Annotated in this window: 17 protein-coding genes; 10 read left to right on the top strand and 7 right to left on the bottom strand. The window is 36.7% G+C overall.

Annotated features, from left to right (window positions below; all coding sequences use genetic code 11):
- Positions 1–14: 14 nt before the first annotated feature.
- Both QM491_RS06595 and QM491_RS06590 read left to right on the top strand, forming a co-directional pair.
- Positions 15–305 carry a DUF1493 family protein gene (locus tag QM491_RS06595; RefSeq protein WP_283326524.1) on the top strand — a complete coding sequence of 97 codons (291 nt, stop codon included), beginning with the start codon at positions 15–17 and terminating at the stop codon, positions 303–305.
- A gap of 167 nt (positions 306–472) precedes the next feature.
- Positions 473–1,066 carry a hypothetical protein gene (locus QM491_RS06590; RefSeq protein WP_283326523.1) on the top strand — a complete coding sequence of 198 codons (594 nt, stop codon included), beginning with the start codon at positions 473–475 and terminating at the stop codon, positions 1,064–1,066.
- A 1,094-nt stretch (positions 1,067–2,160) separates the two neighbouring features.
- On the opposite strand, the gene purL is transcribed toward QM491_RS06590, so the two are convergent.
- Together purL and QM491_RS06580 are read right to left on the bottom strand one after the other, a co-directional pair.
- Positions 2,161–5,850, bottom strand: a complete 3,690-nt coding sequence (purL, locus tag QM491_RS06585) for a phosphoribosylformylglycinamidine synthase (protein ID WP_283326522.1) — start codon at positions 5,848–5,850, stop codon at positions 2,161–2,163.
- A gap of 188 nt (positions 5,851–6,038) precedes the next feature.
- Positions 6,039–7,604 (bottom strand): alpha-L-arabinofuranosidase C-terminal domain-containing protein, encoded by a 1,566-nt coding sequence (locus QM491_RS06580; RefSeq protein ID WP_283326520.1) that lies wholly within the window; start codon positions 7,602–7,604, stop codon positions 6,039–6,041.
- A gap of 185 nt (positions 7,605–7,789) precedes the next feature.
- Between QM491_RS06580 and QM491_RS06575 the strand changes: the two genes are divergently transcribed.
- Complete coding sequence (locus QM491_RS06575) at positions 7,790–8,686, top strand: helix-turn-helix domain-containing protein (RefSeq protein ID WP_283326519.1); 897 nt, start codon at positions 7,790–7,792, stop codon at positions 8,684–8,686.
- Between the two features lie 159 nt (positions 8,687–8,845).
- Positions 8,846–10,045, top strand: coding sequence for an MFS transporter (locus QM491_RS06570; RefSeq protein WP_283326518.1), 1,200 nt, complete (start codon positions 8,846–8,848; stop codon positions 10,043–10,045).
- A 315-nt stretch (positions 10,046–10,360) separates the two neighbouring features.
- Here QM491_RS06570 and QM491_RS06565 read toward each other — a convergent pair whose 3' ends face one another.
- Positions 10,361–12,019, bottom strand: a complete 1,659-nt coding sequence (locus tag QM491_RS06565; RefSeq protein ID WP_283326517.1) for an alpha-L-fucosidase — start codon at positions 12,017–12,019, stop codon at positions 10,361–10,363.
- 255 nt (positions 12,020–12,274) lie between these two features.
- Between QM491_RS06565 and QM491_RS06560 the strand changes: the two genes are divergently transcribed.
- From QM491_RS06560 to QM491_RS06545, 4 genes are all read left to right on the top strand, one after another.
- Positions 12,275–13,150, top strand: coding sequence for a helix-turn-helix domain-containing protein (locus QM491_RS06560; protein ID WP_283326516.1), 876 nt, complete (start codon positions 12,275–12,277; stop codon positions 13,148–13,150).
- Between the two features lie 69 nt (positions 13,151–13,219).
- Positions 13,220–13,699 (top strand): hypothetical protein, encoded by a 480-nt coding sequence (locus QM491_RS06555; protein WP_283326514.1) that lies wholly within the window; start codon positions 13,220–13,222, stop codon positions 13,697–13,699.
- A gap of 249 nt (positions 13,700–13,948) precedes the next feature.
- A complete protein-coding gene (locus QM491_RS06550; RefSeq protein ID WP_283326512.1) occupies positions 13,949–15,115 on the top strand; it encodes a dipeptidase in 1,167 nt (388 codons plus the stop codon).
- Between the two features lie 102 nt (positions 15,116–15,217).
- Positions 15,218–15,676 (top strand): SRPBCC domain-containing protein, encoded by a 459-nt coding sequence (locus QM491_RS06545; protein ID WP_283326511.1) that lies wholly within the window; start codon positions 15,218–15,220, stop codon positions 15,674–15,676.
- A gap of 230 nt (positions 15,677–15,906) precedes the next feature.
- Here QM491_RS06545 and QM491_RS06540 read toward each other — a convergent pair whose 3' ends face one another.
- Complete coding sequence (locus QM491_RS06540; protein ID WP_166553087.1) at positions 15,907–16,356, bottom strand: methylglyoxal synthase; 450 nt, start codon at positions 16,354–16,356, stop codon at positions 15,907–15,909.
- Positions 16,357–16,653: 297 nt separating this feature from the next.
- Here QM491_RS06540 and QM491_RS06535 point away from each other — a divergent pair, with 297 nt between their 5' ends.
- Positions 16,654–19,590, top strand: coding sequence for a ligand-binding sensor domain-containing protein (locus tag QM491_RS06535; protein ID WP_283326510.1), 2,937 nt, complete (start codon positions 16,654–16,656; stop codon positions 19,588–19,590).
- 54 nt (positions 19,591–19,644) lie between these two features.
- Here QM491_RS06535 and QM491_RS06530 read toward each other — a convergent pair whose 3' ends face one another.
- Positions 19,645–20,835, bottom strand: coding sequence for an FAD-dependent oxidoreductase (locus QM491_RS06530; protein WP_283326508.1), 1,191 nt, complete (start codon positions 20,833–20,835; stop codon positions 19,645–19,647).
- 91 nt (positions 20,836–20,926) lie between these two features.
- Here QM491_RS06530 and QM491_RS06525 point away from each other — a divergent pair, with 91 nt between their 5' ends.
- Positions 20,927–21,898 carry a helix-turn-helix transcriptional regulator gene (locus QM491_RS06525; RefSeq protein WP_283326507.1) on the top strand — a complete coding sequence of 324 codons (972 nt, stop codon included), beginning with the start codon at positions 20,927–20,929 and terminating at the stop codon, positions 21,896–21,898.
- A gap of 4 nt (positions 21,899–21,902) precedes the next feature.
- On the opposite strand, the gene QM491_RS06520 is transcribed toward QM491_RS06525, so the two are convergent.
- Positions 21,903–22,862 (bottom strand): hypothetical protein, encoded by a 960-nt coding sequence (locus QM491_RS06520; protein ID WP_283326506.1) that lies wholly within the window; start codon positions 22,860–22,862, stop codon positions 21,903–21,905.
- A 170-nt stretch (positions 22,863–23,032) separates the two neighbouring features.
- Positions 23,033–24,340, bottom strand: coding sequence for a UDP-N-acetylglucosamine 1-carboxyvinyltransferase (gene murA / locus QM491_RS06515; RefSeq protein WP_283326504.1), 1,308 nt, complete (start codon positions 24,338–24,340; stop codon positions 23,033–23,035).
- Positions 24,341–24,357 lie beyond the last annotated feature (17 nt).

The raw sequence follows: 24,357 nt of genomic DNA, 5'->3' as shown, positions 1-24,357 counted from the left end.
ATTCTTCAGTCAAAATGGACAATGATCTAAAATATCAACTTATTCAATTCATTAGGGAGGAAATTGGAGAGTTTAATATGGAAATTACAGATACCACCGAGTTAGAAAATGATTTGGGTGTGACAGGAGACGATGGTAGGGATTTAATCGTAAAATATGCTAATGTATTTAATGTAGAAATAAATGGATTTGTGTTCTCTAAATATTTTTATCCCGAACCATCAGCTTTTTCTAATTTTAAACCAATTAGTTCATTAAATATAGCTAAGCTATTTGAAGGTATTCTTGAAGGAAAATTAACCTAAATTTTTCTCCAGAGGCATTAGGCAAATGATTTTTATTTTAAGCTTTTACTAAAAATAAAAATCATTCTATTCAAAATAGAAAAGAATAAATTTTATATCTTAACAAGGTAATTTCTACATTAATAAACAAATTATATCTCTAAATTAGTTTTAATATAAACTTTCTTATGAAAAAACACCTTTCATTTTGTGCACTATTGTGCACGCTACTTTTTACTTCTACTCCCAACTTATTTGCTCAATGTACAATTCCATTATTAGATATTAAAGACTCTGTTACAATAAAAGCGCTCAAACAATACATTAATTTAGCAGATGCAACAAACTCAAAATATAAGGGAAAATTTATAGATAAAAAGAAAACGATTGTTTTACTTCAAGAAAAGCAAACTATTCAAGCAGATGGTAAGATATTGAAGCTTATGGAAGTGAATATGAGTGAGACAAATTATTACAAATTTTGGAAGTTGATTATCACAGGATATTTTTATGTAGATGAGTTTCTCTTTGTAGTGATTTCTCCTCGTACGGGGTCATTTATTACTAATAACTACGATTACGATACTTGCTTAAGCCAAGTTCTACAAAATCATACAATTAGAGAATATGATTCGCCTAAAACATTTAAGAAAATCTTACATAATCAGGAAGTAACCATGAAGGAAATGGGAGAAAGTATCGATATGTATTCAGCCAGAATAACAATAAATCTGTTAGATAAAAATACAAAAGAACCTTACAGCATTCAGTTTTATAAATAGATTTTTAACGGAACTAGTCCGAGTCTTAAACTTGGACTTTTTTTGTTTGTAGTTTGCTAGAGCTGGCTTCCAAGCCAGTACTAACATAATCTAAGGTATAAGTTAAAGAATAAATCTTATCTGTTGGAAGTCTAAAGTCTTCCACTAAATAGAGACTTAAAAATAAAGTTTTGAAACTTTAGAAACAGAAAGCGCAAGTCTCAGGCTTGCGCAAGTGGGGTATTCAAATAAATTAACAGGTTGAAATAGGACCTTCAAAAAACAGTGATAATTCAATAAGTAGATTTTATAATGATTACGTTACCAAGAATCCGATGAGAAAGCTATTTTCTATTATTATGATACTCATATCATGCAATATTTATGGTCAAAGTGGAATAACGAGTATAACTAAATCAGATACTTTTTACATTCATAAAATAAAAAAGTATAAAACGATTAGCATCATTCATGCGAAAAATAACATAGATAAGATTTTCAAAATTGTATATAGACATTCAAATGTTGGTCAAAGTATAAAAAAAGGTCGGAAATATTACTTGGAAATAAGTACTGTCGGATTTGAGATGGATGGAAAAAATATAGGATTTATACCAAATAGAATAATGTGTTCAGAATACGATAAAGGGCTTAAAATCTGTACTGAACCCGAGAATGGAATTACTGAAATTTATGATTTGATTGAAATCTCAAATTGTCTATAGAGTTCCGCAGGACCTCGCCGCTACAAGCTTCCATGCCATTACTAGCTTAAACTAGAGATTCCAATCCTATTCGTAAAAGAGTTAAACTTATCTGAGGTTAAGTTTTAAAACTAGAGAAATAGAAAGCACAAGGCTAAGACTTGCGCTCGTGGGGTTCTTTGCTAGTGCTGGCTTCCAAGCCAGTACTAACATAATCTAAGGATTCTAATCCTATAAGTTAAAGAATAAATCGTATCTGTTGGAAGTCTAAAGTCTTACACTAAATAGAGACTCAAAAGTAAAGCTTTGAAACTTTAGAAATAGAAAGCGCAAGTCTCAGGCTTGCGCTAGATGTCCAATAGGATACAAAAAAAAGGAAGCCCGAAAGCTTCCTTTTTCAATTTAGGATCTCTACTTATTCTTCTCCTCAATCCAAAGTCTTGCGTTTACAAAAGCTTCTAACCAAGGACTTACTTCGTCGTTTTTGCGGTTGGCTGGGTAGTTTGCCCAGTTCCAAGGGAAAGTTGAACGCTCGATGTGTGGCATGGTTACCAAGTGACGACCTGTTGAGTCGCACATCATTGCTGTATTGTAATCCGAGTCATTTGGATTAGCAGGATACTCAGCATAACCATATTTACCAACAATGTGATAACGTTCTTCGCCATAAGGTAATACAAACTTACCTTCTCCGTGTGATACCCAAACACCCAAAGTAGTTCCTTCTAAGGTAGAAAGCATTACTGAGTTGTTTTGCTGGATAGTAACTGAGGTAAAGATACTTTCGTGCTTATGTGATTTGTTATGGTGCATTTTACCATGCGTATCATGGTCTGGATTGATTAATTCCAATTCCATAAACAACTGACATCCGTTACAAATACCTACCGAAAGGGTATCTTCACGTTCGAAGAATTTCTTGATGGCAGCATTAGCTTTTTCGTTATACAAGAATGCTCCAGCCCAACCTTTTGCCGAACCTAAAACATCTGAGTTTGAGAAACCACCCACTGCACCAATAAACTGAATATCTTCTAATGTCTCACGACCAGCGATAAGGTCAGTCATGTGAACGTCTTTTACATCAAAGCCTGCCAAATACATCGCATTCGCCATTTCACGCTCTGAGTTTGAGCCTTTTTCACGAATAATAGCTGCTTTCGGACGAGTTGAAATCGCACGGTGGTCAGTTAATTTTCCTGTGAACTGTGAAGGGAATGTATAAGCTAAAGGTTGATTTTTGTAGTTGGTATAGCGATCTAAAGCCGTTTCGTTTTTAGATTGTTTTGAATCTAAAAGGAATGAAGTTTTGTACCAAACATCTCTTAAGTCAGCCACTGAGAAATCAAATGATGTATCATTATTTTTTACAGAAACTGTATTTCCTTCTACTACTTCACCAATTTTAATGATAGAAATATTGTTTGCTGCAAAAGCTGACTCAACTGAAGCGTCTGCTTGGAATACCAAGGCAATGTTTTCGTTGAACAAAGCTTTTACGGTATCGTTTTCACCTAAACCTGACAAGTCTAAGTTGGCGCCAAGGTTTACATCTGCGAAACACATTTCTAATAAAGTCGTAATCAAACCACCGCTACCGATGTCGTGACCTGCCTCGATTTTACCTGCTTTGATTAAATCTTGGAAAGTATCAAATGCTGTTTTGAAATATGCTGCATCTTGAATCGTTGGAACTTCGGTGCCTACTTTATTCAAAATTTGTGCAAATGAGCTACCGCCTAATTTCAAACTATCTTTCGACAAATTCAAATAGTAAATAGCACCTCCATTACGTTGTAAAACTGGCTCAACTACTTTGTTGATGTCCGAACAATGAGCTCCTGCCGAGATGATTACTGTACCTGGGGCGATTACTTCATCGTTTGGATATTTTTGCTTCATCGATAGGGAATCTTTTCCTGTCGGAATATTGATTCCTAATTCAATTGCAAAGTCAGAACAAGCTTTTACGGCTTCATATAAACGTGCATCTTCACCTGCATTTTTACAAGCCCACATCCAGTTTGCTGACAATGAAACCGATTTTAAACCGTCTTTCAAAGGAGCAAAAACGATGTTTGACAATGCTTCTGCAATGGCAGTACGAGAACCCGCTGCTGGGTCAACGATAGCTGCTACTGGCGAGTGTCCTACTGAAGTGGCAATACCATCTTTTCCTTTGAAATCCAAGGCCATTACGCCAACGTTGTTCAAAGGCAATTGCAATGGACCAGCGCATTGTTGTTTGGCAACACGTCCACCCACACAACGGTCAACTTTGTTGGTCAACCAATCTTTACAAGCTACAGCTTCTAACTGTAATACTTGATTCAAATATGATGGAATTTCTGTTTCAGCGTAAGACAAACCTGCGTAATTGCGCTCAATGGTTTTATCTTCCATCACAATTTTAGGTGAGCTTCCGAACATTTCCGAAATAGCAAAATCCATTGGTTTTGCACCTGTAGATTTTGATTGGAAAGTAAAACGGTTGTTGCCTGTAATATCACCTACGGTGTACATTGGTGAGCGCTCACGCTCTGCTACACGTTGAAGGGTTGCTATATCTTTTTCACCAATCACCAAGCCCATACGTTCTTGTGATTCGTTACCGATGATTTCTTTTGCTGAAAGCGTTGGGTCACCAACTGGCAATTTGTCTAAATCAATCAAACCGCCTGTTTCTTCTACCAATTCTGACAAACAGTTAAGGTGTCCACCAGCACCGTGGTCGTGGATAGAAACGATTGGGTTTTCGTCAGATTCTACCAAGCCTCTGATAGCGTTGGCAGCACGTTTTTGCATTTCTGGGTTTGAACGTTGAATGGCGTTCAATTCAATACCTGAACCAAATGCGCCCGTGTCAGCAGATGATACTGCTGCACCACCCATACCAATACGGTAGTTTTCACCACCCAATACCACTACTTTATCGCCAACCGATGGCTTTTGTTTTTTGGCTTGACTTTCTTTGCCATAACCAATACCACCAGCCAACATGATTACTTTATCGAAACCTAATTTGCGAGCTTCTTCTTCGTGTTCAAACGTCAAAACTGAACCCGTAATCAAAGGTTGACCAAACTTGTTGCCAAAATCAGAAGCACCGTTAGACGCTTTGATTAAGATATCCATAGGTGTTTGATATAACCAGTCACGTTCGTTCATGCCTTTTTCCCAAGCACGAGATTCTTCTAAGCGAGAGTACGAAGTCATATAAACCGCAGTACCTGCCAAAGGCAACGAACCTTGTCCACCAGCCAAACGGTCACGAATTTCGCCACCTGAACCTGTTGCTGCACCGTTAAATGGTTCAACTGTCGTTGGGAAATTGTGTGTTTCAGCTTTTACCGAAATAACAGAATCGAATTCTTTTTCGTCGTAAAAGTCAGGTTTGTCAGCAGATTTTGGAGCAAATTGAGTAACGCGAGGACCTTTGATAAAAGCAACGTTGTCTTTATAAGCAGAAACGATGTCGTTTGGATTCGTTTCAGAAGTTTTCTTGATGAGCTTGAAAAGAGAGCTTGGTTTTTCTTCTCCGTCGATGATAAAAGTACCATTGAAGATTTTGTGACGACAGTGCTCAGAGTTTACCTGAGAGAAACCAAACACTTCAGAATCTGTCAATTTGCGACCTAATTTTTCTGAAAGACCATTCAGGTAGTCGATTTCTTCCTGACTTAGTGCAAGTCCTTCTTGTTTGTTGTAGGCTGCAATATCGTCGATTTCGAGAATAGGTTCAGGCTGAATTTTTATCGTGTAAATAGCTTGGTTTAAGCTTGTGTACTTTTGCGATAACATTGGGTCGAAGTCCGTAAAATCTTCGGCTACCTGAGCAAACTCCTCAATACGGATAATTCCCTGAATACCCATGTTTTGGGTAATTTCCACAGCATTGGTACTCCATGGAGTAATCATAGCGGCACGTGGACCTACAAAAACCGCCTCTAACGAAGCATCCTCTTGATTGATGACAGTGAAACGATGGTCTCTTGAACTGTTGAAAAGCCACACTAGTTTTTGAATATCTTCCTCTGCGATAGCAGATTGAGCTTGGACAGCAAAAACATTACCAGAGTGACTTCCGAAGAAATGAATCATGATGATAGCAAATTGATAGTTGATTGTGCCTAATTCGGTAATTTTGAGTCAGAAAAATTACATAAAACAGCCGAATTACTTAAGAAAGTGCAAATTTAGGGTTTTTAAAACTGAATCCCTAAGAAAATCTATAGATTAGGCAATACCGAACGTATTGCCTTTCTGGGTAAAAACAAATACTACATTATTTACCTAAATCTCAAGAGTGTAATAGAAGCAGGAGCTAGGGTGATACTTGAAATACTGTTATCGATATTTTGATGTTGATAATTTACTACATTCTGTGAGGGTTTTTCAAGCGTATTAGCTGCCGTATATGAAGTAGCAGTAAGCTCATGTTTCTCGAATATTTTCAAGCTTTTGGCTACAGGGAAATCAATTTCTGTTGCCACTGCCAAATCAGGATGACGGTTTACTATAGCGAGCGTTAGCGTTTTGGTATCTTCATCATAACTTGCAGAAGTGTCCAATATCCCAAGGTTTTCAGCGCCCAATTGTCCTAAAGCTGGACTTTCGACTTCAGTTGCAATACTTGTTCCTTTGCAATATTTACGATAGAGTTCGAGTGGATAAAAAACAGTTTGACAGATAGATTCTTTTTCATTGGTCATGATTGGTGCTAGCACATTGACGGTTTGCGCCCAAGTAGCCATGCCCACAATGTCTGCTTGACGTTGGAATATATTCAGAAAGCCTGCAACCCCTAAGGCATGAAACCATTGATACGTTACTTCAAGATTGTAAGCACCTTTTCCTTCATTTTCCCAAATCCCCCATTCGTCCAAGGCAATTTTCAATGCCTTTTTACGAGGAGGAAAACGATACCAACGATTAAAATTTTCTACTTTTTCGGGTGCTAAATCATGAATCTGTTTTTTGGTAGCGACTATTTCTTTTTCAAAAGTAGCAATATGAGCAAATAGCGAAGCAGGTTGACCTTTCTTAGAATTGGCGTAATAATGCAAAGAGATATAATCAGCAATAGGATGGAGTTCTTTAATGAGAATTTCGTTCCATTTGGTATCTCCACCTGCCAAAACTAGCGAAATATTTGGGTCTTGTAACTTCATTAATTTGGCATATTGCCAAGCAATTTCTACATATTTATTGGGGTCTTGCAAACGACCTGTATCTGGTACAGCACTTTCCTCATTTCCTAATCCCCAATATTTTACCTTGTGAGCCTGAGGATAACCATGTTTTTTACGGAGACTTGCAAACGAAGTATTTCCAGAACCATTACAGTATTCGACCCAGTTGGAGGCTTCTTCTGGTGTACCTGTATTCATATTGACCACCAAAAATGGGTCAGTTTTGAGCGTCCGACAATAATCGATAAACTCATTGGTACCAAATTGGTTGCTTTCTTCGCCACCCCAAATGAGGTTTGGTCGAACAGGACGCAGATTTTTGGGGCCTATACCGTCTTGCCAATGGTAAATTTTAGTAACAGTACCTCCTGGAAATCTCAAAAGAGGTGTTTGTAGTCTTTTGATTTTTTCTAAAACATCTTTTCTTACTTGATTGGTTTTAGCATCTACGACTCCACCTGTGATGGCTCGACCGAGATATTCGATAAATTGCCCATAAATTTCAGGTTCTATTTTACCGATTGGTTTTTCAAAATTGACATGAACTTTAGCTTTAACTGTTTTAGCAAAAGGCGCTCCTTGGTAAATAGAAGAGGGAAGCAGGCTCGCTAATGCTAAACTGATGGATTGACGCAAAAAGGTACGACGGTTGGGAGATTGCATAAATGTTTAGATAGAAAATGAGTGAATACCGTAAAATAGTCTATTTCTGTTATGAGAAACGAACCTGATAAAATTAAAGATTAAATTCTAAAGAACTGTCTGTATTGAGGAACTTGTTCTTGAAAAAATACATTTCTTACAAATAGATATGAATATATATAGTTTGAATTTTATAATTTATTGATATGAAAGTAACAGAGAATTTACAAGAATTTTATCAGAGACTAGAAATTCAACCAAGGGAATCTATTAGTCATAATACGCCTCATATCAATGTTTTTGAAAGAGGTGATTGTAAAAATCTTTTGCCATATTCTCGTAGAGATTATTATAAAGTAACGCTTGTAATAGGAGAGGGTCGTGTTGAATATGCTGACAAAACGATATATATCGATAAGCCAGCACTTTTGTTTAGTAACCCAACATTGCCCTACTATTGGCAATCAATATCTGATTTACAACAAGGTTGGTTTTGTATTTTTAACGAAGCCTTTATTCATCAACGAGACAATTTGTTGACAGAGTTGCCAATGTTTCAAATGAATACCGAAAAAGTATATTTTATTGATGAAAAAAGTGTAGGGGAAATATTAGACTTATTTCAAAAAATGAAATGCGAAAGTTTGGGTAACTATGCTTATAAACAGGATATTATGCGAAATTATTTGCATTTGATTGTTCATTATGCTTTAAAGTCCTTTAATCAATCCCAACAAGAAGTTCCTGTAAATGCTAATGCTCGCATTACTCAGCAATTTTTTGATGTATTGGAGAGTCAATTTCCTATTGATTCTATGCAAAATCAATTGCAGTTGACCACCGCAAAAGACTTTGCCGATACATTGAACCTACATGTCAATCATTTGAATCGTGCAGTAAAAACTATTACAGGAAAAACCACAACTGAGCATATTGCCCATAGAATTGTACTGGAAGCCAATCAATTATTGACTTATACCGATTGGGCTATTGCCGAAATAGCTTATTGTTTGGGATTTGAATATCCTGCTTACTTCAATAATTTTTACAGAAAAGCTACAGGCAACAAACCAAAAGAGTTAAGAAAATTAGAACTTGTTTGAATTTTATAATTTCTTGTTTGAATCTTCTTTTGTAGCCTTCTTTTTGTCCTATAATTTTGTGGAGTAATAAAGAGGGATTAGGGTATAGGCATTAGTTTTTATTTGAAGATTGAAACTCCTTGCCTAACAACTGATGCCTCTATTTAACTCCTTTGAAATATGAAAGCGGTTCAGGAAAAAAATAGAGTTATTGCTACTTTGTTAGCATTTGCAGTAATACCAATGTCGGGTTTGGCAACGGATATTTACTTACCTTCGATGCCCTATATGGCAAAATATTTTGGTCAGGCAGAAAATAGTATTCAACTGACACTATCCCTTTATTTAGGTAGCTATGCTATTGCACAGTTTTTTGTAGGAAGTATTCTCGATGCTTTCGGGCGTTATAAGTTGTCGACACTATCGTTGTTTTTATTTATGGTATCTTTTTGGGTAACTGCCATAAGTACAGACATATACATGATTTATGCGATGCGTGTTGTGCAGGGGATTCTCTCAGCTTTTGCGATTGTTGCCAAGCGAGCATTTTTTGTAGACGTGTATGAGGGTGAAGAAAGAAGACAATATTTGAGTCTGATGACCATCGTGTGGTCGGCAGGTCCGATTGTGGCACCTTTTATTGGGGGCTATTTACAAGAACATTTTGGCTGGCAATCTAATTTTTATTTATTGGCAGTATATAGCGGTGTGGTAGGAGTGTTAGAGTTTTTGTTTTCGGGAGAGACTATTCGTAAAAAGACAGCCTTCAATGGTCGTAATTTGCTGGGTAATTTTAAGGAAATGATTGCAACACCAGACTTCTTTTTAGGCTTATTGATTGTAGGACTTAGTTACGGAATGATTTTTCTTTTCAACCTAAGTGCTCCTTTTATCATCGAGCATCAGTTGGGATATACGCCTGTGACTGTTGGATATGCTTCCTTGATTATGGGAATAGCATGGATGTTGGGTGGTTTTTTGGGACGTACATTGATGAATAAACCATTTTTACCCAAAATACAATTAGCAAGTTTGGTACAAACAACCTTGATTTTGGCGATGTACATTTCTTCGCAATGGCTGCAAAACCTTTACACTTTGCTTGGATTTGCCTTTTTTATTCACTTAGCGGCTGGCTTTACCTTTAACAATTACTTTACGTATTGTCTGAGTCGTTTTCCTAAAATTGCGGGCGTTTCGGGTGGATTTACTGGAGGGGTCGCCTTTATTCTGACTTCAGGTTTGAGTTATGGTGTCGTAAATATGCTACATCCTGCTACTCAACCAGACTTAGCTTTAGGCTATTTTTCAATGGGAACTTTTGTGATGTTGTTGCTCACTACAGTTAGAATAGGGAAATTACACCCGTCGGTTTCATAACTCAAAATGAAAGGGTAAAATGGAGTCATTCTTAATTGAGTGATTGAGCGAATGAGTGATTATTTTTAATTCTAGTGGTAGGGACGCAATGCTTTGAGTCCCTACCACTAGAATATAGATTTTTAAAATCACTTAATTAGTAATAGCTCATTTTTAGGTGAAATTTTTAATACACATAAGCAATAGGAAAGATTAAATTAATAGTACATCTGTGTTGCAGTGAAATCCAATAACTGATATACTATTAACTTATAACTTCTTTTTACTTGAATTTACAAAAAGGATTATAATTCGTCACAGATGTTGTTTTATACTTTACGAAATCTTCAAGACATTCGCGTAGCTATCTATTGGCTTGTTTTCTGGAAATTGGATATGCAAGCCATCCGAAAGTCTTTCAAAACTCAAGGCTTGATTTTGATTTCCTAGGAACTCTACCTTATTGATGGTTTGTGTATGTAAAGGGCTATTTTGAGCTAAACTTTTGATAACCACTTTTCCATTTGAAGGCCAATCCATTACTGTGGCAAAAAGCGTATTTCCCAAAGTATTGAAGCGAATATCTTCAGCAGTATATTTCGTTTTACCTTCATTGAAACCTTGGGCGTTTAGTTTCGCTTCGTTTTGAGTAGATGGACCTTCGCCATAGATTTTCCATGGTCTTGTTCCATAAATACTACCACTATTAACGGCCATCCAACGCCCGATTTCTTCTACAATTTTACGTTCTTTTTCATCAATACTTCCATCGCCTCGTACGGGTACGTTGAGTAAATAATTTCCATTTTTGCTAACAATATCTACCAAAGCATGAATGACAGATTTTGCTGATTTATAGTCATTTCGATTATAAACGCCACGGTCATAATGCCAGCTTCCGATACAAGTATCCGTTTGCCAAACGAAAGGTTGAATATCGCTAGCTTGTCCACGTTCGATGTCCCAAACCATGGCTTTACGCTCGTTTTCATCTAAGATTTTACCATTAATGACAGCTCTTAATTCTCCATGACGCTTGATACTCATATTATAATGATGGGCTGCTATGCGCAATCCTGCATCGCTGATTGGCCAAAATGGAAGTTTGGTATCATCAAAATACAGTAAATCTGGGTCATATTTATTGATGAGGTCAATGGTACGATTTACGAACTTTTCAATATATTCTTTTGATGGTCTGTTGGCTCCATTTTCCCATTCCCATTGCTTATGTATAGCCCCATTTTGAAGACTATTCTCGCTAAGATCATGATTTTGAGCATAAAGATCTTGTGGGTCAAGCCCTTCCCACCACTGTCCTTTTCCATCAGATTTGCGTAGTTTTCCGTCGTAAGGAACTCCCGCTAATGCGCCATTTTTATCACTTCTTTGAGCAGATTCGTACCAGCGCCAAGCATGACTTGCATGAATACTTACGCCAAAAGGAAGATTGTTGGCTTTGGCAGCTTTTGCCCAGCCAGCGATAATATCCTTTTTAGGACCCATTTTGGTAGAGTTCCATTGGCTTTGATATTTACTATCATACATATCAAAATTATCATGGTGATTGGCCATCCCAATAAAATATTTCGCTCCTGTATTTTTATAAAGCGTCACCAACTCGTCTGGATTCCATTTTTCGGCTTTCCATTCATGAATAATATCTTTGAACCCAAACTTAGATGGGTGCCCAAATTTTTCTACATGATATTTATATTGCCAGTCGCCCTCTTGATACATCCCTCTGGCATACCAATCGCCTGCCTCTGCCTGACATTGGGGACCCCAGTGCGCCCACATACCAAATTTGGCATCTTGAAACCACTTTGGTACCTGATATTGCTCTAAAGAAGCCCAATCAGGCGTAAATTTTCCAGTAGCAATTTTTTCGCCTCCAGAAAAATTTGTAAAAGAATTTTGTGCAAAAGTCGGCTTTGCCAAGCTAAGGGCTGAAAAGCCTAAACCAAGTTGTTTTAAAAGCGCTCGTCTTTTCATAGTTTATCAAGATACATTGAATTGATAAAGCAAAATTAAATGCCAAGGACAGTTTAGTTCTTATATAAATCAGCAATTTTATTATACAAATCAGACTTTTTTGAGGTATATATATCCATTTTTTAGATAAAACTACATAGAAAAGGTTATGAAAATTCTTTATTTTATCTAGTATTGAATCTTAAATGATTGTTTTTTTAGTGAAAAAGATGGCTATCGCTTTATTAGATTAATTTATACAAATCAGACTTATTTATGAGAAGTTTTTCAAGTAATCAACTCTTTTCATTGCTTCATGTAGATTATGTGAAACTGGGAGTAAAATGGAATTACAAAACCGTGATTAGTCCCTATTATAGACTATATTTTATCGATGAAGGAAAGGGGAAGATTACAAGCCCGCAAGGTGTGGTCGATTTGGAAGTGGGTTATTTGTATCTCATTCCAAGTTTTACAGTATGTGATTTAAGTTGTGATGAATATCTGAGCCAATATTTTGTTCAATTTTTTGAAGAATCGGGTAATGGGTTGTCCTTATTTGCCAATCAGCGAAAAGTAATGAGAGTAAGAGCCAACGAAGGTGATATTTTCAATTTTAAGCGATTACTAGAAATAAATCCTGGCAGAGGAATCAACCGTTCTGACAACCCCAAGGTGTATGAGAAAGATATTTATTACAAAGAATATCAAGATTTAAACCATCAACAATCATTGTCTTGCCATTTCGAAACGCAGGGAATTTTATATCAATTAATTGCAAAATTCTTGAATAAAGAGCCTGACTTAGAGAAAAATACTTCTGATATTCCGTCTAAAATCATGGATTCGATAAGCTATATTCAGCTTAATATGTCTCAAAAAATATCAGTAAACCTGCTGGCGTCCAGAGCCAATATGCACGTTGATTATTTTTCGCGATTATTCCTGCAAGCAACAGGTTTGCGCCCTATGTCTTATATTCTTGACAAACGAATTGAGCGGGCACAGTACCTGATGATTACAGGGTATTTGTCTTTTGAAGACATTGCTTCACAAACGGGTTTTGAAAGTGTGTCCTATTTTTCAAGAGTATTCAAGTCTATTACAGGTATGACTCCTGGGCAATATAGAAATAGACGGCTAAGTGTTTGATTATTAGACTTAAATATACAAAATTTAAGTTGAAATAGAATCTCTAGAAAAACTTAAAATCTTCAAGCTATGAAAATAATATTATATGGATTAATCTCTATCTTTTCGTTGGTTGCACCTGTTGTAGGTGGATATAAAATAACCCAGCAAGAAGCAACAAGAATTTTAGGAGAGTCCTGTGAGCTTACCGAAAGTACAAGTGCCTCAAAAAATGGTGGACATGAATACAAATGTAAGTTTTTGACCAAGTCAAGTACAGTTGATAGTCCACAAAGAGCCTTGTATTTTATGTTTGAAAGTTATGCAAACGATGCAGAAGCTATCAAAATGTTTTCTGAATTCCAGAAAAGCAACCAGCATCAAAGTGGTTATGAGATATTGAGCAGTGTAGGAGAAGAGGCTTTTTTTCATAGCGATGGCAAAAATTTTTGTCTAGTCATTGTCAGAAAAAAGAATGAGATGATTAGACTCAAAGTGAATAAGTTTTCTGAAAAAACTTCTATAACTGAACTCAAGGCTGTAGCAAACGACATTATTAGCCGTATCTGAATAGCGTAAATGTGAAAGCACTAAGGAGTATCTTTTCGAGATTTCGGTGCTTTCTCTTTTTTATTAAACAGTTTTTTATGGTTAAAAATCTCTGGTGATAGTACCAGAGTTTATATACGTCGAAAAAAGACCTTTTCCCATCAAAATGCTTTCACAATTGGGCAACATCATTGTCTAATCGATTGTCTGGATAATATAATCATAAATTTTATGGAGTAAATTATTGCTAACAATTCAGACAATCAAATCATGAAAGAAACCCGAAACGATTTTACAAGAAGACATTTTTTGACCGCTATCTCTGGTATGGGTGGTATTATATTACTTAAATCTTTTCATTCATTTGCCATAGATGACACCAATCTTCGTATATCTACTATCGTTAATAAAACCATTGCGATAGACACACATAATCACATAGATGTTCCGCTCAAAAAAGAAGAGCTACCAGGATCTGAAGTAGATTTAAAAGTTGAAATGAAAAAGTCGGGGCTTTCAGCTATTTGTATGACTTTTGTTGTCGACTACCAAAAACTCACTTATGAAGGAGAAGCCTACGAGCGTTTTATGAATGGTTTAGATGCTATGGATAAAATGCTGGAAACCAACCAAATAAATCGAGTATATAATCTTTCAGATCTAAAAAAAGCACATAAGTTGGGTACTCCAACAGTGATTCAATCAGTAGAAGGAGGGCATTTTTTAGAAGGGAAAATAGAGCGATTGGTAATAGCTTATCAACGAGGACTAAGGCAATTAGGACTTTTACACGACAATGACGCATCAGTGCCTTTGGGCGATATTTACACCAATCCACCCAAATATAATGGATTGTCAGATTTTGGAAAGGAAGTTGTCAAAGAATGCAATAGATTAGGTATTTTGATTGATTTAACCCATTGTAGCGATGCCGCCATAAACGATGCACTCAAACTCTCAAGCAAACCCATGGTGGTATCACACACGAGTTTGAATACGCAATTGGGACAAAATCCTAATATGGCTAAAATGATGATGCCTCGTTTAATTACAAAAGAGCAAGCCAAAATCATAGCAGAGTTAGGTGGATTAGTAGGTGTTTGGAAACATTTGACTGATACACCTGCTGCTTATGCACAAAATATCAAAGCGATGGTAGATGTAGTTGGTGTTGACCATGTGTGTTTGGGAACAGATACCAAATTGACTCCCGCCTATCGTTCTCTCAATGCTAACCAAAATCGACAGAATAATAATAACAATCAGTCAAAACGTTATGGCGAGCGCACAAATGAAATATGGGAATCTCAACATTCAGGGTATTTCTATACCGTGGTGGAAGAATTACTAAAACTAAGCTTGAAAGAACAAGAGATTGTCAAAATTGGAGGAGGTAATTTTTGTAAAGTTTTTGATAAAGTAACGACTGGGCATTAATGGTTGTAAATCGAAAAGAATATTGACAAAGTAATTTATCACTTTGGGATTAGGCAAAATTCGATTATTTTTAACTACGATAATGCTAAACCCTTTATGAAAATGAATACTACAAGTATCAAAGAGCTCCGAGCTGTAACTATCTTCGATGCTCCTATTGAATTACTTTGGAAGGTCTGGACTGAGCCCAAACATATAGTCAACTGGTGGGGACCCGCTGGATTTACGTCTACGATTCATGTGATGGATGTGCAGGAAGAAGGCGAATGGAAAATGACTATGCATGGTCCAGATGGGAAAAATTATCCTAATCGAAGTATTTATTTAGAGATTATTCCCTATCATAAAATAGTTTTCGAACATTTTAACCCACATTTTACGACAACCGTTTTTTTTGAAGAAAAAGGTGACGAAACTCAAATCGATTGGTCAATGCTGTTTGATACCCCAGAAATGTACGATATTGTAGTAAAAGCTCACAAGGCGGATGAAGGTCAAAAACAAAATCTTGTGCGTTTGGAGCGTTATTTGAAAGTACTTTTGGGAAGTTCGATGAATTGAGAATAAGTTGTTGATTCAAAACATGAGTCATTCCGAATTTTAAGATTATCCTCCAAGTTTTCGTCAAGAAAGCGGTCGGAAAATGTTTTCCGACCGCTTTTTTTGAGACTATACTTCAACATAACGCCTCTTTAGACGCAAAGCATTGCATCTTCACTAGTAAAATTCATATTAGAAATAATCACTTATGCGCTCAATCACTCAATTAGGAATGACTTATGTTTTAATAATTAAACCTTCCTATTCAAATATCCAGAATAATCAGTTTGTACAGATTCGTAAGTTTCAGCGATAAGATTAGAGGTCAAGATAAAATCGGCGGTGGCACGATTACATGCCATCGGGATATTCCAAACTACACCCAAGCGTAAAAGTGCTTTAATATCTGGGTCGTGCGGTTGAGACGCCATTGGATCCCAGAAAAAGATTAAAACATCTATTTTACCTTCTGCAACCAACGCACCAATTTGTTGATCGCCACCCAGTGGTCCGCTCAAAAATTTCTTAACAGGTCGGTCTATGGCTTCTTCAATTAATTTTCCTGTTGTGCCTGTAGCAAACAACTCATGGCGTGACAAAACTCCTCTATTGTAATAAACCCAATCGATTAATTCAGCTTTCTTGTTGTCATGTGCAATGAGCGCAATACGTTTGCGTGTGGCAATGGTTCTATCAGACATAATTGTAAAAAAGGATTGTTTTAAGGTCAGAAATTAATGACCTAAATATAGAGGAAATTGCTTTAAGTTTCGTGAAAAATAATGGTCTAAGCCTATTATTTAAAAGGGAATTTAGGGCTTAAATGACTCAAAAACTCCATTTACTCAAAATTTAAGACAAAAAGAGAAATAAGCTTTGGAAGTGTTCACAAAAATCGAATTCTTTGTCACATGATGATTACGTAGATAACAAGCTGTTAACCAGAATAGTATTGCCACAACGCCATTTGTATTGATTTGATAAATACCTTACTCAATATGCTCAGGAAATTATATTGTACTTTTTTGCTATTAATTCTTATTCCAACTCAACGATTGTTGTCTCAAAATTCTGGGATTAATTTCGAGCAACTCGGAATCAAGGAAGGACTGTTGTCCAAAGAAGTTCAGTTTATTACCAAAGATGCTCAGGGGTTTTTGTGGTTGGGGTTCAAACAAAGTATCAGCCGCTACGATGGCTATCATTTTACTCATTTTCCTCAATCCGAAATGCTCTTTGGATTGTCCTCCGACCACAAAGGGAAAATCTGGTTTGCCAACATCAATGGACTTTTTAGCATTGACGAAAAAAGCTTAAAGATTCAAAAAGAAATCTCGTCTAACTTGCACGATGCCTATCCCGAAAATGACCATTATGAAAATATCTTTGCAGATAGTCAAGGGCGAATTTGGTCTAATGATTTTAACAATATCAAGTGTTATGAGCCTAAAACCAAGCATTTAAAAGTCTTCCGAATTACACCAAGTTATCAATTCAATATTTTTAAAAGTCGGGTTACAGAAGATGCTCAAGGGCGTGTTTGGGTAGCCAATCAGTGGGGAATCCAGTGCTATGACGCACAAACGAAGCATTTGTGGAAAGTTTTGAAAAATCAATCTGTAAGTGATATTGCATTTCTGAGTAAAGATTCTACGCTTTTTACGACACCGAATGGGGAGATTTTTTTACTCGAAATCTCCAAAAAACGTATTAGTCCTTACATCAAGCTTCCTTCGAAGACAGACGTTCCTGTGTTTTTGAAACCTGCTCATTTACCGTTTCATTTTTGGCTTGGCACCGACCGCTCGTTATATCTTTTCGATGCCAAACATCAATCATTTACAGATTTTTCAAGTCTGCGGGAAGAAGGTATTGCCATGAAAGATTGTTATTTGGATACCCAAAATCAGACCACTTGGCTGGCATCATCAGTTGGTCTTTTGAAGCATGATTTTGCGATAGATGCAACGCTTTTACAGGTAGATTTACCCCAAAAACTGGTCGCATTTCCTGTAAAGGTGACCTGTTTTTTTCATGAAAATCCAGAACGAAATTGGCTAGGACTATCCCATACAGGAGTATTATCATGGAATGAGCATACCAATGATTTTCAATTATTTGCCATTCCTGATGGTACTCCTGTCAATCAATTGCTAAAAGATGCTTCAGGGAATTTGTTGGCATGTACTCAAAAGGCCATTTTTAAATTAAATATGGTAACAAAATCATGGGAAAAGCGTATTTCTTTTTCAACCAATATCAAAAAAGTATGCCTGACTAGGCAAAACCAACTTTGGTGTTTGCCTGAGTCAGGAGCGATTCAAGTGTATGATTGGCGTACGAATCAGATGCTTTTGCCTTGGAAGGAGCTACCATATCAAAACTTTTTTCAGCAAAATGTATTTACAGATGTTCTCGAAACTGAAGATGGAAATCTATGGTTTTCGGCATGGTTTCCGAAGGGTTTTGGTATTGCCCATTTTGACATAGAAAAGAAGCAGTTTGTATTAGCCGAAAACCAGAATAAACATACAGATTTTGTCACTGATTACTATTTGAGTCTAGCTTATCATGAGCCAAATACGATCGCTATTTCGGGATATGGCGGTTTTAATGTGCTCAATACCAAGACTGGGAAAATCATTAGAACAGGAGCATCGGGAAATTTAAAACTAAAAGGAGGCAATTGTAATTCGATTGTGTTGGACAAAAAGGGCACAATATGGATGGGTACTACCGAAGGGGTTTGCTCGGTTGGAAAACAAAATCAAGTGTCTTACTTTTCGGAAAAAGATGGTTTGGCAGAAAATGACGTGGTGTTTGGCTATAGCCTAAATCAAGCCAATCAGCTATGGCTGGGGTTTACCAATCAGTTCAATATTTTGCGGTTGGAAAGGCTTCAACAAAAGCAGATAAAATCAAATTTGAAAATCTCTACTATCGAAATATTGGGCGATACAACCTTAGTAAATACCCATGAATCGCTGGTGTTTGAACCCCAACAGAACAATCTGACAATTAGGCTAAGTCCTTTGAATTTTAAATCAGCTTCGCAAAATCATATTCGTTTTAAACTGGTTGATATTCACGACAATTGGATTGATAATGGAAATGCTGAAATGATAAGCTTTTCGGATTTAGCTCCAAAACAATATGAATTATTGGTACAACAAGGTGATAGTCAGGGGAATTGGGCGAGTATTCCTTTGTCGATTAATTTTGAAATCCAACCTCATTTTTACCAAACTTGGTGGTTTCAGATATTGGTAGGGTTGCTAGTTCTTGTAGCTGTCTATAGCCTCTATTTGTACCGAATCAAGCAAATTAAAGAGATATATACCGTGAGAAATAAGATTTCGGCTGATTTGCACGATGAAGTTGGTTCAACTATTAGCGGCATTAATATTATCAGTAATATCCTCAAACAAAGGCTTGATGAACAACCTGAAAATAAAGGTTTTGTCGAAAGGATTTCTGAGGATGCCAGAAAAATAGCCGAAGCTTTGGACGATATTGTGTGGAGTATCAAACCTCAAAATGATAGTTTGGAAAACGTACTTTCACGCATGACACGCTATGCCAGTGAGTTGTTTGAGGCTAAGAATATCAACTATCAATTACAACTTCCAGAAGATTTGAGTGGTATTGCCTTACCTATGGAAAAACGACATGATATCTATTTGATTTTTAAAGAAACCGTCAATAATATTGCCAAGCACAGTCAGTGTACAGAAGCAAATATTAAGATTATAATTCAGAAAAAATCAATCATTCTTTCGATTCAAGATAATGGAATTGGGTTCGACACCAATCAAAAAACTGATAGAAATGGTATTCAAAATATCAAAGAAAGAGTCAATAAATACCAAGGAAAACTAAGTATTCAAAGCGACCCAATGTCGGGGAGTCTATTCTTGATTGATTTGCCTATTTGAAAAAATTAGGAGGTTTTGCGTACTGATTTGCACAAATCAGCACGCATTTTATTTTTACACAATTACAGCTTCAGTCGTATTTTCACTTTTGAAAAATGCCAACATTTCTGTCAATCCATTTTCTGAGTGAATCAAGTCTGTGTTAATGAGCGTATCTTGTGTAACTACTGAAGTTCTTGCCAACATTTGTTTTTCGAATGCCTGTAAAGCATTTTGAATGCTTGAAAAGTTACTTTCTGTTAATGCTTCGGCTAATTCCAAGGCATCTTGCATCGCCATATTAACGCCCTCACCCGCATACGGGGGCATTCTGTGTGCAGCGTCACCAATGATTGTCAGATTGGATTGAGTTTCCCAAGATTGATTCAGAGGAAAATGATACATAGGGCGAGGAACAAAATATGATTCATTAGTATCAAAAATCTCTAACCAAATGTCGCTCCAATTAGCATACCTTTCCATGAACCATTTTTTCACAGAATCTTTATTCGTAAAATCAATGGCACAGGTTTGAAGCCAATTTTCTGCCTCTTTAGTACCTGTGTAAAATGACAAAGTGCCATCTCCTTTCGTACTGAGAATAAGTGATTTTTCAGAACCCATCGCGAATACTTTTCCACCATTGGTCATTTTCCATAGCGTTGGTGTATTTTGAGCCGCATGGTATATATTACCTTCAACAATAGTTATTCCCGAATAAATTGGCGAAATATTTGATAAATAAGGTCTAATTTTAGAATTAGCTCCATCAACTCCAATCACCAAGTCAGCGTATGCTGAGTTACCATTTTTGAAAAATATCTCCCAACCATTTTCTAAAGGTTGAAGTTTTTCGAAATGCGAATTCCAAATAATTGTTTCAGGCAAAAGAGCTTCGATCAGTATATCTCTAAGTGGACCTCTATCAATTTCAGGTCTGAAATCTTCGTTGCCAAAATGTGCAATAACCTCATCCTGATGGTCGTCCCAAAGAGGGGTTGCCTGTGCGTTTGTAATATACAATTTATCTGCCCCAATTCTGTAGTGTTTTTTGAATTCTTCTAGCAATCCTGCTTTACTCAAAGCCTTCAATCCTGATTCGTGATGCAAATCCAGTGTCGCACCCTGTTGTCGAGTATATTGATTGGCATCGCGTTCATAAACTTTAACAGCGATTCCTTTTTGTTGCAAAAGGTTTGCTAAGGTTAATCCACCTGGTCCACCGCCTATAATGGCAACTTTTTTATGTTCTAATAAATGATTCATTGCTTTATTAATTTGTTTACTTTGCAAAAGTATATGTTCATTTTGCGATAAAATACCCTTAAATGTTTAATAAATAGCTAAATCAGGTCAAATGGTAATAGAGTTTGAATCAAAAGACGGAACAGGGTTACTTTCCTCTTTTGCAGAAGTCTTGGGGACAAATATTGTGGATGGACAAATCGTTATTCCGAGCCATTTGGGCAATGGTTATGTCAAAGGTTACAATCTGAATACTTCGATTAGAATGATGGTTCGAGATTATGAACTTAAGGAAGATTTGTTTATTAGGAGAAAAGTTATCGACAAATCTATTCGAAATGTCGCCTTTTCATTTCATCATATTCTTACGAAAAATACCCAAAGAGAGGGCGCATTAAATCAGCTACCTTCGGTACAAATTGCTACGGGAGGTATGGACTATGAGATGTTTTTCCCGAGTAGTGTCAAAATTTCCGCCATTGTGATAAGCATCGATTTGGCGTATCTCCAAACCTTAATTGGAGACATTTCTGAAAATGCTTTTTTATCGCAATTACTGGAAAAATCGCAGCCAAGTATTTTTGAAGAATTGATTTCTCCTAAACTTCAGGAAGTTGCTCAGGAGATTGTGGAGGTGTCGGTACCGAAGATTTTAGAACCGTTTTTTCTAAAACTAAAAGCCGAAGAACTGGTCTGTTTAACACTTTCGGAGCTCCTTAAACGTGAGAGTAAAAGTGCTTTTCATTCCTTGAATATACAAGATGTCCAGAAAATTTATGAGATAAGAAACCATATTTTGGATGACCTGAGTAAGCCTCCATTAATAGCTGATTTAGCAAAAAAAGCAACTATGAGCGAATCGAAACTCAAGCGAATTTTTAAGCAGATTTTTGGTGATAGCATCTATAGCTATTATCAAAAATTTAGAATTCAAAGTGCAGTCAATCTCTTGCAACAAGGCAATATGACTGTATCTGAGGTGGGTTATCACTTGGGCTTTACCAATTTGAGTCATTTTTCACAAGTGTTTGAAGAACAAATAGGAGTAAAGCCCAAACGATTTAGTCAGAACAAAATTAAGTAGGTATTTACAAAGACTCAGATCGTTGTTTTTCAATCTGAAGAATATTATTTTGAATGTCTTTCATGATGCTTTTTGTCCACCAACTTGCATAGAAATTAAAGGTAGTTGTCAGTTTGAAATTACTGAATAAGTGAAGTCGGTAAGAATTATTGCCTAGCTTTTCGAGTTCGTAAGTGCCATTGAGCACATCAAAATATTTTCCTCCCACCACCAAATGTTCATCCATTGTGGTAAGTGGAATTTCGTGAGGAAGTGCTTTGATGGTAAATGACATTTTTTTGAGTGGAATATATTCTGTTACAGTTTCGTGGAAAACGAGTCCATTGGTAAATATGGCGGCACGATAAGCTCCAACACCTTCATAGTTAAGCTCAGCTTTTACAGGCCTAGGAAAGTTGAGGAGTTTTGTTAAATATCCTTGGTCTTCTTTTTCTGAAATTGCTCTAACTCTGGTTACATTGCTCCAAATCTTCGCTGCTGGCGCTTTGATGTCGATATAGGTATAAGCTTTGTATTCAGAAGTATGTGCGCCAATCATTTGCTCGACTGGTGATATAAGAAAGGGTAGGACAGTCAAAGCTGATAGTTGTAGCCGATTGCTTTTATCTCTTTTTTTCAACTTCATGCCAAATGAACCCCCAATTGAAGCTGCTATTAAAAAAATAGGTGCTATCATCAACAGGCAAGGCCAGCCCTCAATAGCGAATAAGAATGTGATAAAAAAGAAGATCAGTATTGGTATCCAAGGAAGAAAGGCTGCTTTTAATTTAGTATTTGTGAAATTTTCGGAGGCTAAATAGGTTGTCAATGTTCCCACAATAAATGGAACAACAAACAAAAAACTGATAGACATTAATGTAAAAACTCCTTCGAGACGGGGGACTTTGTATAGCAATCTTAATACAAGTGGATACGCAACTGGAATGCCAATTAGGTAAAGCAGTGTTTTTTGTTTAATATTCATGTATATGGGGAGTTACAGTAAATAACTAAAGATAGTAATTTAGATTTAAAGGAAGGGTGCAAGGAGAGATGAAATCAATTAAAAATTGAAAGAACTTTAGATTTGAAACAAAAAAAACACTTCAGCCCATGAATCGCTGAAGTGTTTTAACACTGGGCCTTTGTACTATTCTATAAACGAACAATCTCGGCTCCAATTGCATTAAGACGTGTATCAATATTTTGATAACCACGGTCAATCTGCTCAATATTTTCGATAATCGATGTTCCTTTAGCTGAAAGTGCAGCAATCAATAATGAAACCCCTGCACGAATATCTGGAGATGTCATGCGGATTCCACGTAATTGTTGTTGACGGTTCAAACCAACAACTGTAGCACGGTGTGGGTCGCAAAGAATGATTTGAGCGCCCATTTCGATTAATTTATCCACGAAGAACAAACGGCTTTCAAACATCTTTTGGTGAATCAATACAGTTCCTTTTGCTTGGATTGCTGTTACCAATACAATACTCAACAAGTCTGGAGTAAAGCCTGGCCAAGGGTGGTCAGAAACTGTCAGCATCGAGCCATCGATGAATGTTTCTAATTCATAATGGTCTTGAGCTGGTACAAAAATATCATCTCCTCTGATTTCCAATTTGATACCTAATTTTTGGAATACCTGAGGCATAATTCCTAAATCAGGGATTGAACAGTTTTTGATGGTAATTTCTGACTGAGTCATGGCTGCCAAACCAATGAATGAACCGATTTCAATCATATCTGGAAGCATAGTATGCTCTGTTCCGTGCAATTCTGATACACCTTCGATCGTCAAAAGGTTTGAACCTACACCCGAGATTTTGGCTCCCATGCGGTTCAACATTTTACACAATTGTTGTAAATAAGGCTCACAAGCAGCGTTGTAAATGGTTGTTGTACCTTCTGCCAATACAGCAGCCATTACGATGTTTGCTGTACCTGTTACCGACGCTTCGTCAAGCAACATATAGGCGCCTTGCAAATGCGAAGCATCTACTTCGTAAATGCCACCATCTTCTTGACTATAATTGAATTTTGCACCCAATTTCATGAAACCATGAAAGTGAGTATCCAAACGACGACGACCGATTTTGTCACCACCTGGCGAAGGAATCCTACCTTTTTTAAAGCGAGCCAAAGTTGGTCCCAATAACATTACTGAACCTCTCAAAGCTGCTGCTTTACGCTTATATGTTTCTGAATTTAGATAATCAAGGTTTACTTCTGCGGCATCAAACTTGATAGAAGAATCACTCAAACGTGTGCAACGAACACCCATATCGCCCAATAACTCAATCAATTGATTTACGTCACGAATGTTTGGAATGTTGTGAATGGTAACTGGTTCTTTTGTCAAAACCACCGCACACAAAATTTGTAAAGCTTCGTTTTTGGCTCCCTGAGGGATAATCTCGCCTTTGAGGTGGCGACCGCCTGTTACTTTAAATGATGCCATATACTATTTTATAATTA

The organism is Flectobacillus longus (assembly GCF_030056705.1).
In the GTDB taxonomy this organism is placed as follows: domain Bacteria; phylum Bacteroidota; class Bacteroidia; order Cytophagales; family Spirosomataceae; genus Flectobacillus; species Flectobacillus longus.
The sequence above is the reverse complement of the archived record's forward strand: the minus strand, read 5'-3'. Positions and strand labels throughout refer to the sequence as shown.